Raw genomic sequence first — 14,290 nt, 5'->3', positions numbered from 1 at the left:
AAAACTTCATCCGGCGGATCACCACTTGGCCCAGCGGCGACTCCGATCGCCTCAACCCGGCTACTCCCACGGGCCGCTTAGGCAGGGCCGTCGCTCAAACAGGCTGAGGCGGCCTCCGCGCCAGGTTCCAGCGCGCAGGCCTCGGCGCCGGCCGAGCCAGGGCCTTTTGTCCTCTGGAGGCATCCGAACGGCCCACGCTGCCGCACGCGGTCCCCAAGCGGGCGGCCCAGACACCGGGCGCAGATCCGAATGACCGGTGTCGATCGGGGCGGCCCCAGGGGGAACGCCAACGGCTTGACCCGACCGCTGTCATTCCCAGTTTTGGCCACCTTCAGGTGCTCTACCTCCGACCCAAAGACCATCAGGCCGCTGTGCCGTACGAGCAGTCCCGTGATCCGATTCGAGAACGTCACGAAAATCTACCGCGCCAACGGCGCGCCGCGAATCGTCCTGGACCGGGCATCCTTCACCCTGAAGCAAGGTATCTGTTACGGCATCCTCGGCATCAACGGTGCCGGCAAGTCGACGACGATGCGGATCCTGGCGGGCACCGAGGAACCGACCAAGGGCAAGGTCTATAGAGGCCGGCGTGTATCGTGGCCGCTGGGCTTCGCGGGCGGATTCCATCCCAAGATGACCGGCCGCGACAACGTCATGTTCGTAGCCCGGATCTATGGTGAGGATCCGCGGAAAGTGCTTGATTTCGTGGAGGATTTCTCGGAACTCGGGAGCTATCTAGAGCAGCCGATCTACACCTACTCATCGGGCATGGGCGCACGGCTCGCCTTCGGCATGAGTATGGCAATTCCGTTCGAGACCTACCTGATCGACGAGCTCACCTCGGTCGGCGACGCGCGCTTCTCCAAGCGGTGTGACGAAGTCTTCTCCGCCCGTCGCAAGAATGCCGACATCATCATGATTTCCCACTCGATGGAGCAGCTCCGCGAGTGGTGCACTCAAGGCATCGTGCTGCTGAACGGGCGGGCAATCGTCTACGAAGACATCAACGACGCGATTGAGGTCTACAGACGTCTCAATGCCTGAGTTTCAGCGCAGACTATGATCGGCCGACGCATAGGTTTTTGAAATCAACGGGCTCGGAGCTCGAAATCCGTTTCCCGAGATCATTTTGCTGGTGACACAAAATAGCGGCGCCAAGCCATTCGATCTGGGCAAGCACACAGGGGCCAGAAGGCCGGTCCGCGCCCCCCTTCAGCGGCTTGCCGGCGCGACTCGTCTCGACGTGGTCGAAATCTCGACCCAGCGCGGACGCATTCCCTCTGTCGCCAGATCGACGCGCGCGGTGCCGCCCCCCGGAACCAGCGCCTCGATCGGAGACGACCGCATTCCAACCGGAAGCGGCCTTTTCGTACGCCCTCGATCCCGGTCTGCGCCTCGATCCGATGACGGTACCGCCCCTCCCCGGGGAATGCGTTGGCCGCCACAACCGAAACCCGCTGGCGGAAGGGGTGGGATTCGAACCCACGGTGGAGTTGCCCCCACGGCGGTTTTCAAGACCGCTGCCTTAAACCACTCGGCCACCCTTCCGGACGGGTCTGCGGCGTTACGGTTACGGCCGCGGCGGAGGCTGCGTCAACAGGAGAACAACCGGTTGACCTTCCGAAGCATTCCGCCTATCTCACCGCCCACGCCCGGCGCCGCTCGATACGGAACGGGTTTCGCCCAGCCCCATCCGGTAGGGATGCGCTCGGCTGCAGGCTTTGGGGGATAGTTTAACGGTAGAACGGTGGACTCTGACTCCTCTAGTCCTGGTTCGAATCCAGGTCCCCCAGCCACCTGTCACCGCTCCGTAGTTTCCGCTTTTGACTGAGATTGGACTGGCCCGTTGGCCGGACCGACCGGACGCGTGGAGTCGTGTTTGCGCGTCCCGGTGATGGTCTCAAGCTGAGCTGTTTCTCGCCTCGGGAACACGCATCGCCAATCGAGCGTGGCCAATCGCAGGCGCAGTCGGGTCTCCCCGGCAAACGCCCCTTCTGAGCAGCCAATAGACACCGTATCCGTGACGGCGCTCTCAGGCACACTCATCAAAAGGTCAGATCGCCGGTCCCGGCCGCGCAAAAGCCTTGCGCTCTGAGGCGCGGAGACCCGTTAGAACGAGTAGTTCCGACCAAGTTTCGGCGTGACACCGCGATGCCCCTCGGCCGCAGCCCGCACGGCCGCGAGACCTACGCCGACCTGAAGCGATGCCCTGCATCTACCCCGCACCTCTCCTGTCGGCGCAGGGCGACCCCGTTGCGTTGAGCGGCGGCCCCGGCCGGGAAGATGATCGTCGGCGCTTGGCCTCCGCGTCACGGATTCGGTAGGGCCCACCTGCGAGCGACCAACCCGCGTCGGATCGAAGGTCCGCCGCAATACCGCGCGCGCACTCCCTGAACGCGTCTGCCGTCAGGCCGCCGGGGCCGTGAGCTTGGACCGCACGCCGAGGACTTGGTGCAGGATGCGCCCGAGTTGCTCGGCCGAATAAGGCTTGTGCAGCAACGTGAATCCGTGGTCGCTTTCCTGGGCGAGCACGTGGCTGTACCCCGACGTGAGGACCACCGGCAGATCCGGCCACCGCTGCTGCAGCTCACGCGCCAGCGCGACGCCGCCCATGCCCGGCATGACCACGTCGGAGAAGATCAGATCGAACCCATCACCGTCGCGACCCAGCCGGTCCAGCGCTTCCTCGGCGTTGCCGGCCCATGCCGTCCGGTAGCCCAGATCCTCCAAGATCTGGGTCGCGAACTGGCCGACCCCGATATTGTCCTCGACGACCAGGATGCGTTGACCCGAACCCAGCGGGGCCAGCCCCATTTCCTGGATTCGCTCACTGGACGACAGATCGCACGCAGCCACCTCGGGTAGATAGAGCGTGAATGTGGTGCCCCGGCCGACGACGCTCCGGACATCCACGTCGCCGCCCGACTGCTTGGCGAAACCGAAGACTTGGCTCAACCCGAGACCCGTGCCTCGACCAACCTCCTTCGTGGTGAAGAAGGGCTCGAAGATCCGCTCGATCCGGTCCGGCAAAATGCCGGTCCCCGTGTCGGTCAGGGAGACCGCCACGAACGGCTTCTCGCACCCTGCATGGCCGCGAACAGCCGGCAGCGCCGCCCCCCCGGTGACCCGGAGGATGAGCGTGCCTTCACCGTCCATGGCATCGCGGGCGTTGACGGCCATGTTGACCAGGGCCGTTTCGAACTGGCTCACATCCGCCCGTACATGACAGGCGGTGTCCGGCACCTCGATCAGCACCTGCACGCGTGCGCCGGTCAGCGTGTCGAGCATGTCGGCGATCGCACTCACCCGCTGCCCGGCGCTGAACACCTCCGGCTTCAGCGCTTGACGGCGCGCGAAGGCGAGGAGTTGGCCGGTCAGCTTGGCGGCCCGGTCGACCGTCTCGGAGACCGCGTCGAGGTAGCGGCGCTTGCGGACCTCCGGCAGATCGGGCCGACGCAAAAAATCGACGGATGAGCGGATGATGGTCAGAAGGTTGTTGAAGTCGTGCGCCACTCCGCCCGTAAGCTGGCCGACCGCCTCCAGCTTCTGGGATTGGCGCAGGGCTTCCTGGGCCAGGACCAGCTCGGCCTGATCGCGCAACCGCTTTGTCACGTCCATGACGAACTGATAGCAGCCCGTGCGCTCGCCATCCGCACCGCGCAGGGTGCGGAAACTGATCTCATAGGCGGGGCGGACGCGTCCGGGATCGCCGAACTCCTGGACGAGGGTGATCTCCTCGCCGGCCAGCCCGCGTCCCCAACCCGCTTTGACCTGCGCTTGGTGTTCAGGCTGATCGGCCAGAAGGTCGAGCATGTTGTCGCCGACCTTCGGCCGTACGCCATAGATGCGCTCGAACTCGTCCGCGTTCGCCTTGTTGATGGCCAGGATGTTGTAGTTGAGATCCGACGCCATCACCATGATGTCGGTTCTTTCGACGATCGTGGCCAATAGATTGCGCTCGGCCGTGCGCTCCGAGACCTGAAGTTCGAGCGTCTCGTTGAGAAGCTGTAGGCGGCGCTCGCTTTCGGCCAGCCGTTGCTCCGCCTCCCGGCGATGGCTGAGATCCGCCGTGACGACCAGCAGGTTCTTGAACCTGCCCTGCCCATCGTCGAGACGTCTGACGCTGCTGCTCGCCCAGATGGACGTGCCGTCGGGACGACGATAGAGCTTGTCGAGGGCGGAACTGTGCCCGGTCTCGAACGCCTGCGCGATCGTCGCCAAACTCTGCGGGATATAGGCTGGATCGGTCACATCCGCGACGCCGACCGAGAGAACCTCGTCTGCGGACCGTCCGAGAATGCGGCACATCTCCGTGTTGACCCGAAGATAGCGGCCGCTCGCATCCACTTCGGACAGGCCGACGGACGCAGCCGAGAAGATCGCCGCCAGACGCTCCTCGCTCTCGCGCAGCGCCACTTCGGCACGGGCCCGCTCGGTGGCAGCCTTGACGCGCTCGCCGACCTCCCGGATCAGGTTGCCTTCCGCTGGCGTCCAGGCGCGCGGGGTCGCGCTCTGCACCGCGAGCAGGCCGACCCATTCGTCACCCCGAAACAGAACGACATCGACGAAGGCGCCGACCTGGCGTGACCGTAAGCCCGCCCGGGCTTCGACAGTGAACCGGGGATCCGAGGGCACGTCGTCGACCGCGACGACCACGCCGTCGCGGTAGGCTGCCAGCAGGTCCGGGCCAAACGCCGCCAGCGAGTGCTCGCCGATGATCGAGCCGACGCCGTGGACGTACTCGCGTTCGACCGTCATCAGGCTGCCGGCGATCTCGGCGTAGAATACGCGGCTCGCACCGACCCGCTCGCCCAGACGCCGGGCGGCCACTTCGACGATGTCGGTGGGCGTGTTCAGCGGCCGAAGCGCGTCGCTCAGATCCAGCAGGAACGATTGTCGCTCCTCGCTCTCGCGGAGCGTCGCATCCGCCTCCTGCCGCTCCCCCTCGACGAACCGTTGGTCCGCGATCTCAGTGCAGGTGCCGTACAGGCCATCCACGCGCCCGGCCGGATCGCGGATGGGCACGTAGGACAACGAGAACCGGCCCCCGTCGGGCGACCTCACGACGTGTTCGAACGCGGCCGTGTCAACGGAGCGACCGGAGCAGGCCTCGTCCACGAAGGATCCAAGCTCGGCGCCGAGGTCGTGCCAGACCTGGAGATAGTCGCGACCGAGCGCAGACGGATGCGCGGCGCCGAGAAGCCCGACAAAGGAATCGTTGTAGAGGAGCCTGCGCTCGGGCCCCCAGATGACGAAGGTCGGCTGCCTCGAACCGAGCATGACGCCTGTCAGCGTCGTCAAGGATGGCGGCCAGGTCGCGGGATGGCCGAGCGGTGAGGCGTCCCAGTCGTGCGCGCGCATGAGCGCGCCCATCGCGCCACCGCCCATCAGGCAGGCTGGGATGCACATCGTCACGTTCGAACTTCTGTGCATCACGGCGTGGCGCTGCTTCACGGGGCCTCAGGGATTGACCGAGCGGACTGCTTCCGCGGTTGAGCCCGAACGATCGCGCGTATGCGCCGCCATGACGGCGCGCCGAACGACCCTTCAGTTGCCGCCCTGAGAGAAGGCAGGCCCGTTCACCGTGTTGGCCGTGACACGCGACAGGCTCGTGCATCCAACACCCTAGAGCGGTCTCATGGCGAGCCGAGGTTGTCAAAGCCATGGACGGCTGACCGGCGGCGCAATCGCCAACCTTTGAGAGTCGTCGCGCACCGGAGATCTGGCGATGCCGTTCGGCGTGGTGCGCCCGCTCCATCTCCCGATCCTGCCGCCCCCGCCAGGTCGCGGGCGCCAGCGAAGATCGTCCTTCCCGATGCGCCAGGGGAACGCCGCCATGCGTGACCAAGCCGCTCCGACCGGCGCTTCCACAATCCTGGGGATCAGCCGAGCTTCAGACCTCTGCGCGAGGACGCGGATGCCGGTTCGGCACGCGGTTCCCGGCGGCATCGGGATGACCCTTCTCATCCCTGCAGGCCACGCCCGCCTGGTCACCGGCGGCCTCGGAGGCCTCATCGGCTGAGTCGAACCAGGCCGCGCCGTCTCGCATCAGCGCGCCCGGCGCCGCGGCTTGGGGTCGTGACAATGCATCTTCGGCGGTGCCGTCGCACAATCGATGGAACAGGTCTGATCGCGCCGGCAAATCCATTGCAAGGCCCCCGTCTTCATACAGGAGCCGGAGCAATGACGGTGCGGCCCATCCATCGGTTCGACAAAGGTGGCCGGCGCGTCCGGCGACCCCGCACTTGGCTGCACGGAGCCGGCAAAGGCGAATGCCGGAAGGATCAGGAGGGCCGACACGCGACGTCTCATAAGACCGCCCTCCCCGATCGGCAGCCACCCTCGGCTGCCGGAGCCCCACGACAGGGCGACACAGGAGGTTACCGGCGTTCGGAGATCGCGAATGCAGGGATGATCAATGACAAGTCATTTCATCCGGCTCCGCGCAGGGGCAGCCACGATGCATCTCCTGGCCGGCAATGCTTGATTCGTGCTCGCGTCGGCCGGCGAGAGCCGGAACGGCGGGACCCTCCGGCGGTACATGCGTCCGATTCAACACAGCGAGGCGTGGCCGGGCTGCTGGAGCACGGATGTCGTCGTTGGGCAGGCTCCGCATAGCCCTGTGCAGGACACGCCGGCCTTCACGAGGGCGACGCTCGCAGGACGCGACGGTCCAGATTGACGGCATCGCGCCCCGCCCGAAGCGTCAGCCCCCGGAGCGGATCGGTCTCCGCGACCGGGGGTCTCTCGGCGGCCTCAGTGGCTGCCGCCGAGATAGGCCGCCCGGACGGCCGGATCGTTGCGCATTTGCTGCGCCGGGCCCTGGAAGCGGATCCGACCGTTCTCGAGCACATAGGCGTGGTCGGCGACGCCGAGCGCCGCCATGGCGAACTGCTCGACGAGCAACATGGTGACCTGCTCGGCCTTGAGCAGGCGGATGATCCGGAACACCTCCTCCACGAGCTTCGGGGCGAGGCCCATCGAGGGCTCGTCCAGCAGGAGGATCTCCGGCCGCAGCATCAGGGCCCGGCCCATCGCGAGCATCTGCTGCTCGCCGCCCGAGAGGGTGCCGGCAAGCTGTGTACGCCGCTCCTTCAGACGGGGGAACATCTCGAAGGCGCGCTCGCGGTCGGCCGCGACGTCGCCCTTCGGCCGCGCGCCCGTCAACCGGGGGAAGGCGCCCAGGGTCAGGTTGTCCTCCACCGAGAGCGTCGGGAAGACGCGGCGGCCCTCCGGCGAGTGCGCGAGGCCGAACCGGGCGACGTCGTGGCTTTCGAGGCCGCCGATCTCGCGCCCGTTGAGGCGGATCGAACCCGCCCGCGGGCGGATCATGCCCGACAGGGCGCGCATCGTGGTGGTCTTGCCGGCGCCGTTCGAGCCGATCAGCGCCACGACCTGCCCCTTCGGGACCGCGAAATCGAGGCCGTGCAGCACCTCGACCTGACCGTAGCCGGCCGACAGACCCGTGACCTCAAGCATGGGTCAACTCCTCGTCGGCGACCGGGCTGCCGAGATAGGCCTCGATCACCTTCGGGTCCGCCTGGACCTCGCGGGCGCTGCCCTCGGCAATCTTGTGGCCGAAATCGAGGACGCTGACGCGGTCGCACAGGCCCATGACCACGTCCATGTGGTGTTCGATGAGGATCACCGTGATGCCGGCGTCTCGGATCTTGCGGATGATCGCCGTCAGCTCGGCGATGTCGGGGGCGGTGAGGCCGGCGGCGGGCTCGTCGAGGAGGAGCAGGACAGGATCGAGGGCGAGCGCGCGACCGATCTCGAGGAGGCGCTGCTTGCCGTAGGGCAGGTTGCGGGCCTCCACCTGCGCCAGGGCGTCCAGGCCGACGAAGTCGAGGATCGCCATGGCGCGGGCGCGCTGCTCGCGCTCTTCCCGACGGCGGCGCGGCGTGCCGAGGATCGCGTCAAACAGGGTGCCGCGGAACCTGTGGTGGAGCCCGACCAGCACGTTCTCCAGCGCCGTCATCTCCCGGAAGAGCTGCACGTTCTGGAAGGTGCGCGCCACGCCGGCCGCCGCGATCTCGGAGGGCGTGCGCCCGTCGAGGCGCTTCGAGCCTTGGCCGCGGGCCAGGGTCACGCTGCCGCCGGTCGGCCGGTAGATACCGGTCAGCACGTTCATCATCGTGCTCTTGCCGGAACCGTTCGGTCCGATCAGGCCGTGGATCGTGCCGGGCCGGACCGTGAGGTCGACGCCGGCGAGGGCCTTGAGGCCGCCGAACTGCATCAGGGCCTGCTCGACGGTGAGCAGCGGGTCGGCACCCCGGCCGCCGCTCTGGACGCTGAGCGCCGCCCCCTCGGCGTGGAGGCTCTTGCCCTCGGCGGTGTGGGCCGGCCGGAGCGCCGGGATCTTCTCTCGGACGAAGCCGACGATCCCGTCCGGCAGGTAGTACACCACGAACAGGATCATCAGACCGAAGACCGTCAGGCGGAAATCGGTCACGGATTCGAGCGCCAGGGTCGCCGGGAAGAAGGCGAGGCAGAGCCCGACCGGCACCAGCAGGGCGAAGCGGTCCTCCCGGCGCCGGAGGAAAGCGAGGACGCCCACGATCAAGGCGGCAAGGGCGATGAGCCCCGCCATGATCCGCACCAGCTCGATATCGGCCAGCACGTTGGGCATCATCACGACGATCGCGGCCCCGATGATCGGCCCCGCCCGGGATTTGCGCCCGCCCATCGTGACGGCAAGCAGGAACAGCACGGTCAGCTCGAAGCCGTAGGAGTTCGGAGCCACGTAGCGCTCCGACCACGCGAACAGCGCACCGGCGAGACCGGCAAGGGCTGCCGAGATCACGAAGGCATAGACCTTGTAGCGGTAGACGCTGACGCCCATGCAGTCGCAGGCGATCGGCGAGTCCCGCAGCGCCTCGAAGGCGCGGCCGTAGGGAGAGCGCACCACCCGGTTGACGACCAGGATTGTGGCCAGCAGCGCGACGCAGACGAGGTAGTAGAATTCGAGCTTGCGCCCGGCTGCACCCCACGGGGCCTGGAGGCCGAGGAGCGAGAAGTCGAGGACGCGGGCCGGCGGCAGGGTGATGCCGAGGGGGCCGTTGGTCAGGGGCGTCAGCTCGTTGATGAAGATCTGAATGATGGTGCCGAAGGCCAGCGTCACCATGGCGAGGTAGGGACCGGTGACCCGCAGCGCCGGGACGGCGAGCAGCACGCCGAAGGCCGAGGTCACGCCGATCCCGGCCAGGATGCCCCACCACACGCCGAGCTTGAAGTGCAGGAACAGCACCGCGGCCGCGTAGGCGCCGACCCCGAACAGGCCGGCATGCCCGAGACTGACTTGTCCGGTATAGCCGACCACGATGTCGAGCCCGAGAATCAGGATCGCGTAGATGGCGATCACCACCACGAGGTGGATGTAATACGAACTCGTCACCACGTGCGGGAAGGCGGCGAGACAGACCACCAGCAGCACGGCGCCGAGGGCGCCCACGTGGCGGGACAGGCTCGGCGCGGCGGTCGGGACGGGCGCGTCGGCGGGGGCGAGGGTCTGCGCCATGGCTCAGGCTGCCGGGAGAGATGCGCGGGCGGTCACGGTCAGACCTTCTTGATGACCGCCTTGCCGAACAGGCCGACGGGGCGAATGGAGAGGACGACGAGGAGCAGGATCAGGCCCGGCACATCCTTGTAGCCGGTCGAGATGTAGAAGCCGGTCAGCGTCTCCGCGACGCCGAGGATCAGGCCGCCGACGATGACGCCGAGGCCGGATTCGAGGCCGCCGATGATCGCCACCGCGAAGGCCTTCAGCGCCAGCACGGAGCCCATCGTGGCCCCGGTCAGCGTCACGGGCGCCACGAGCACGCCCGCGAAGGCCGCCGTCATGGCGCTGATCGAATAGGACAGGGTGATCACCTTCTGGGTGTTGATGCCCATCAGACCGGCGGCGTCGATGTCGTTGGAGGTGGCGACGACCGCCTTCCCCCAGATCGACTTGCGATTGAAGATCTCGACCGCGAGCATCATCAGCAGCGCCCCCGCGACGATCAGCAGTTCCATCGGCAGGATGCGGACGCCGCCCACTTCGAGGGCAGTCTCGGGGAGTGGCGAGGGAAATTTCAGGTCGTCGCGGCCCCAGACATTCTCGGCGACGTTCTTGAAGATGATGCCGAGGGCGATGGTCGCCATGATCCATCCGTATTCGGACTTGATCTTCACGGCCGGGCGCACGCCCAGGCGCTCGACCACGGCCCCGAGGGCGAAGCCGAAGACGAGGACCAGGGGGATCATCAGCCAGTAGCCGACGAAGGGCACCAGGGTCAGGCCGAACAGGGCCCCGAGCGCCAGCGCCTCGCCCTGGCCGAAATTGAGCGTCTTCGAGGTCGCGAAGGTGAGCTGATAGCCGAACGCGATGGCGGCGTAGATCATGCCGACCGCGACGCCTGAGGCGATGAGCTGAAGCAGGATGGCCATGGATGCGTTGTCACCGGAGGGTCGTCCGGCCGCGCGGCGCGCGCCGCGGGACCGATATGCGACGTGCCGGCAGGCTGGAGTGCCGCCGGACTCTGGGGCACCCGCGCCCGGGTGGGCGCGGGCGTCGGGACCTCAGTTCGAGGACTTCTCCTTGACGCGGACGACACCGGCGTTCTTGGCGTCCTCATCCTTGGCGTAGACGATCTTGCCGTCCTGCACCTTCCCGAACACGACCATGTTGCGCGAGATGGCGTTGTGGTCCTTGGCGGTGAAGGGCTTGTCGTAAGTGGTGACGACGCCCTCGACCTTCTCGTTCAGGTTCTCAAGGGCGGTGCGGATCTTCGCGCCGTCGGTGCTGCCCGCCTGCTTGATCGCCGCGGCGAGGAGGTAGATCGAATCGTAGCCCTGGGCGCCGGCCACGGGGGTCGGGATCTTCGTGACGCCGTAGGTCTTGTAGTAGTTCTCAAGGAAAGCCTTGCGCTTCGGCAGCGTCTGGTCCTCGATGAACGTCTGGGGCATGACCACGCCGTTGCCGTTCGCGCCGGCGATGTCGATGAAGCTCTGCATCGAGGACGGCCAGCTGGTGATCATCGGCACCTTCCAGCCGAGCTTGGCCATGCCGTTGGCGATCTGGGCCAGCTCCGGCCCGATCCCGTAGGCGAGGATCACCTCGGCGCCGGCCTGCTGCGCCTTGAGCAGCTGGGCCGTCATATCGACGTCCTTGATGTTGAACTTCTCGACCGCGACCGGCTTCACGCCCTTCGTGCCGAGATACTTCTCGATATCCTCACGGCCGAGCTGGCCGTAATTGGTCGAGTCTGCGAGGATCGCGATCTTCTTATGGCCCTGCGCGAGGGCCTCATCGACCATCAGGCCCGCCTGCAGCACGTCGTAGGCCGAGTTCCGGAAGACGTAGTTCGAGTCGTAATCCGGCTCTTTGAACTGATTGGTGATGATCGTCCCGGTGGCAACGTTGTTGAACACCGGGATTTCGGCTTCTTGGTAAAAGCGTTGGGCCGCGAGCGCGACGCCGGTGTTGATGAACCCGACCGTCGCGACCACCTTCTCCTTATTGATCAGCTCTTGCGCGACTTGCGCACCGACCTCGTTCTTGGCCTCGTCGTCGCGCTCGACGAGTTGGATCGGCCGACCGAGGACACCGCCGGCCTTGTTGATTTCGGCAGCGGCGAGCTTGGCGCCGTCGCGCATTGAGACGCCCATCGAAGACGATCCCCCGGTATAGGGACCGCTCAGCCCGATCTTGATCGGATCCGCAGCCCATGCGGGGGCCGACAACATCGATAAGAACAGCACCGCAGCTGCTGCGCGACCTGCGAAGACCATCGTTCCCTCTCCAAGCTCCCGCTCGCGCGGCATGCCCTTCACCGTGGCACTCTGCCGACGACGTCTCATTGAGTCAGGTCGGGCCGTCAAGCTGATGCTCTGATGAATCCAGAACGAATAATAAAGATTGTACCGATCTCTCCGCAGGATGAGCAACACAGGGGAAGAATCCAGCCCTGCCGACCGGGCGAGCGGATTAAAGGGCGACCGGACTCGTAGGACGCCGACATCCGGCACGGCGCGATCTCCAGCCTCCGCAGGGCCTCGAGCCCAACGGCGTCAGGGCGGATGCGGCGCGGTCTCATCAGGGCGCGCCCCTCCCGGTCGTCGCCGATGCACAGGGCGTCCAGCGCCGTATGGGAACCGCGCATTGACGCGCCGCAGTCCGGCCGCCTAGATCGCCCCATGCGCCGGCGGCAGCCTCGAACGGGTAGAGGGCGCGCGATCATTGGTTTGATCGCGCTCTACGCGCTGCTGCTTCAAGCCTTTCTGGGGCTCGCCACACCGAGCCGCGCCCTGGACGGTCCGGGCGAGGTGCTCTGCGCCGGGCATTCGTCGGGCGAGCCGGCGAGCAAGAGTGTGCATGTCCATGCGTGCTGCACGGTCGTGCAGGCCGGGACGCTGACGCTGCCCCCCATCGATCCGGAGGCGGCGGCCTGGCCCTCCGCGCCGACCTCGCTGTGTACGTGGCGCCCGGAAGCCGAGATCCCGACGACGGGACCTCCGGCCTATAACGGAACCGCGCGAGGTCCGCCCGCGGCCTGACGATCCCGATCCCGATCGCTCAGGCCCGGACCTCTCCTCATGTCGATTGTTCTGCACGGCAGCGCCCCCGCGTACGGGGCGGCTGCCACTGGACGACTGTCCAGCGACGCCATCTACCGGGCCGTCTGGCGCTGGCACTTCTACGCGGGCCTTCTGTGCCTGCCCTTCCTGATCAGCCTATCGGCGACCGGCGCGCTCTACCTGTTCAAGGATGAGATCAACGGCAGCCTGTTCGCGTACCGCACCAAGGTCGCCCCCCAGGCGATGGCGCCGCTCGGCCCGGATCGCCTGATCTTCAATGCGCTGCAGACGGTGCCGGACGGCGCGCCCGTCACCTACGTCGATCCCGCCGCCCCGGACGCCGCCGCGCGCGTCACGGTCGCGGTGGGCGATCGCCGCATCCACGTCTACCTGAACCCCTACACCGGCGACGTGCTCGACCGCGTCGGCTCCGATCGCGAGTTCATGGCGGTGGTTCGGGGGCTGCACAGCCTCGCCCTGCTCGGCCCGCTGGCGAATGCCGTGATCGAGATCGTCGCGGGCTTCGCGGTCATCCTGGTGGTGACGGGCACGTATCTCTGGTGGCCCCGCGGTCGGACCGGCGGCGTCGTCACCGTTCGCGCCACGCCCCGCCGGCGCGTGTGGTGGCGCGATCTCCACGCCGTCACCGGATTCGTGGCCGGCGGCGGTCTGCTCTTCCTCGCGCTCACCGGGTTGCCCTGGTCGATCTGGTGGGGGCAGCAGCTCCGCGCATGGTCGAATGCCGCCGGCCTCGGCCAACCGGCCGCGCTCTGGGCGAACCGGCCGGTCTCCACGATACCCCTGCGCGACAGGCTCGAGGATGCGGGCTGGACCCTGCAGGACGCGCCCATACCGCGCTCTGCACCGCCTGCCGCAGCGGGCGCGGGCATTGGAATCGACGAGGCCGTCGCGAGCCTCGGACGCATGGGGATGCCCCACGGCTTCGAGCTGGCGCTGCCCGTCGGCGCCGACGGGGTCTACGCCGCCGCCATCTACCCGCGCGACGTCACCCGGCAGCGGGTGATCACCCTCGACCAGTATTCCGGGCGGCCGCTGGTCGACGTCCGCTTCTTCGATCTCGGCCCGGTCGGCCGGGCGATCCAATACGGCATTGGGATCCACAAGGGTGAGCATTGGGGCCGCGCGAACCAGTTCGCGATGCTGGCCTTCTGCCTCGCCACCATCCTGCTCGCCGTGACGGCCGGAACGATGTGGTGGAAGCGGCGCCCGGCCGGCAGCCTCGGGGTGCCGCCGTGGCCGCGCAACCGGCGGGTGCGGGTCACCGTGACTCTGATGATCCTCGTGATCCGCCCCCAATGAAGTGGTCCGCCCTTTGGTATGGCTTTGAGCCTGGAGGACGGATCGATGTCGAGGAAGCGACCCAAGCCTGAGGAGATCGTCGCCAAGCTGCGGCAGGCGGACGTGCTGGTCGGGCAAGGCCAGAGCGTGGCGGAGGCGATCCGCGCGATCGGCGTGAGTGAGGTGACCTACTACCGCTGGCGGCGTGAGTACGGCGGCCTGAAGTCGGATCAGGTCCGGCGGATGAAGGATCTGGAGACGGAGAACCAGCGGCTCAGAAAAGCCATCGCCGATCTCACCCTGGACAAGCTGATCCTGCAGGAAGCCGCCCGGGGAAACTGACCAGCCCCGCGCGCCGACGCGCCTGCATCGAGCATGTCCGGACCGTGCTGAAGGTCTCCGAGCGTCGGGCCTGCAAGGCACTCGGGCA

The 14,290-nt window shown here is 67.3% G+C and carries 9 protein-coding genes, 2 tRNA genes and 1 pseudogene; 5 read left to right on the top strand and 7 right to left on the bottom strand.

What is annotated here, in order from left to right; translation table 11 throughout:
• The first annotated feature begins 390 nt into the window (after positions 1 to 390).
• Positions 391 to 1,044 (top strand): ABC transporter ATP-binding protein, encoded by a 654-nt coding sequence (locus tag BM396_RS05420; RefSeq protein ID WP_043346135.1) that lies wholly within the window; start codon positions 391 to 393, stop codon positions 1,042 to 1,044.
• Positions 1,045 to 1,458: 414 nt separating this feature from the next.
• Here BM396_RS05420 and BM396_RS05415 read toward each other — a convergent pair.
• Positions 1,459 to 1,548, bottom strand: a tRNA-Ser gene (locus BM396_RS05415).
• A gap of 174 nt (positions 1,549 to 1,722) precedes the next feature.
• Between BM396_RS05415 and BM396_RS05410 the strand changes: the two genes are divergently transcribed.
• A tRNA-Gln gene (locus tag BM396_RS05410) sits at positions 1,723 to 1,796 on the top strand.
• A 610-nt stretch (positions 1,797 to 2,406) separates the two neighbouring features.
• Here BM396_RS05410 and BM396_RS05405 read toward each other — a convergent pair.
• The 6 genes from BM396_RS05405 to BM396_RS05380 all read right to left on the bottom strand — a co-directional run bounded on the left by BM396_RS05405 (position 2,407) and on the right by BM396_RS05380 (position 11,775).
• Positions 2,407 to 5,433: a PAS domain-containing protein gene (locus tag BM396_RS05405; RefSeq protein ID WP_043380554.1), complete on the bottom strand. Its 3,027-nt coding sequence runs from the start codon at positions 5,431 to 5,433 to the stop codon at positions 2,407 to 2,409.
• A 615-nt stretch (positions 5,434 to 6,048) separates the two neighbouring features.
• Positions 6,049 to 6,312, bottom strand: a complete 264-nt coding sequence (locus tag BM396_RS33240) for a hypothetical protein (protein ID WP_091994717.1) — start codon at positions 6,310 to 6,312, stop codon at positions 6,049 to 6,051.
• A 444-nt stretch (positions 6,313 to 6,756) separates the two neighbouring features.
• On the bottom strand, positions 6,757 to 7,479 hold the full coding sequence (locus BM396_RS05395; RefSeq protein WP_043380492.1) for an ABC transporter ATP-binding protein: 723 nt from the start codon (positions 7,477 to 7,479) through the stop codon (positions 6,757 to 6,759).
• Positions 7,472 to 9,520 (bottom strand): branched-chain amino acid ABC transporter ATP-binding protein/permease, encoded by a 2,049-nt coding sequence (locus BM396_RS05390; protein WP_051975965.1) that lies wholly within the window; start codon positions 9,518 to 9,520, stop codon positions 7,472 to 7,474. The genes BM396_RS05395 and BM396_RS05390 overlap by 8 nt, the downstream gene beginning before the upstream one ends.
• A gap of 38 nt (positions 9,521 to 9,558) precedes the next feature.
• The gene (locus BM396_RS05385) at positions 9,559 to 10,431 is read right to left on the bottom strand and encodes a branched-chain amino acid ABC transporter permease (protein ID WP_043345455.1); all 873 of its coding nucleotides are present in this window, start codon (positions 10,429 to 10,431) and stop codon (positions 9,559 to 9,561) included.
• 132 nt (positions 10,432 to 10,563) lie between these two features.
• Complete coding sequence (locus BM396_RS05380) at positions 10,564 to 11,775, bottom strand: ABC transporter substrate-binding protein (RefSeq protein ID WP_043345452.1); 1,212 nt, start codon at positions 11,773 to 11,775, stop codon at positions 10,564 to 10,566.
• Between the two features lie 453 nt (positions 11,776 to 12,228).
• Here BM396_RS05380 and BM396_RS05375 point away from each other — a divergent pair, with 453 nt between their 5' ends.
• The 3 genes and pseudogenes from BM396_RS05375 to BM396_RS05365 form a co-directional block, all read left to right on the top strand.
• Complete coding sequence (locus BM396_RS05375; protein WP_244538812.1) at positions 12,229 to 12,540, top strand: hypothetical protein; 312 nt, start codon at positions 12,229 to 12,231, stop codon at positions 12,538 to 12,540.
• A 39-nt stretch (positions 12,541 to 12,579) separates the two neighbouring features.
• Entirely contained in the window at positions 12,580 to 13,881 is a 1,302-nt protein-coding gene (locus tag BM396_RS05370; RefSeq protein ID WP_043380558.1) for a PepSY-associated TM helix domain-containing protein, read from the top strand.
• Positions 13,882 to 13,926: 45 nt separating this feature from the next.
• Positions 13,927 to 14,290: pseudogene (locus tag BM396_RS05365) on the top strand (transposase); the annotation flags it as partial.

It is taken from the genome of Methylobacterium sp. UNCCL125, from assembly GCF_900116795.1.
Classification (GTDB): domain Bacteria; phylum Pseudomonadota; class Alphaproteobacteria; order Rhizobiales; family Beijerinckiaceae; genus Methylobacterium; species Methylobacterium fujisawaense.
The sequence above is the reverse complement of the archived record's forward strand: the minus strand, read 5'-3'. Positions and strand labels throughout refer to the sequence as shown.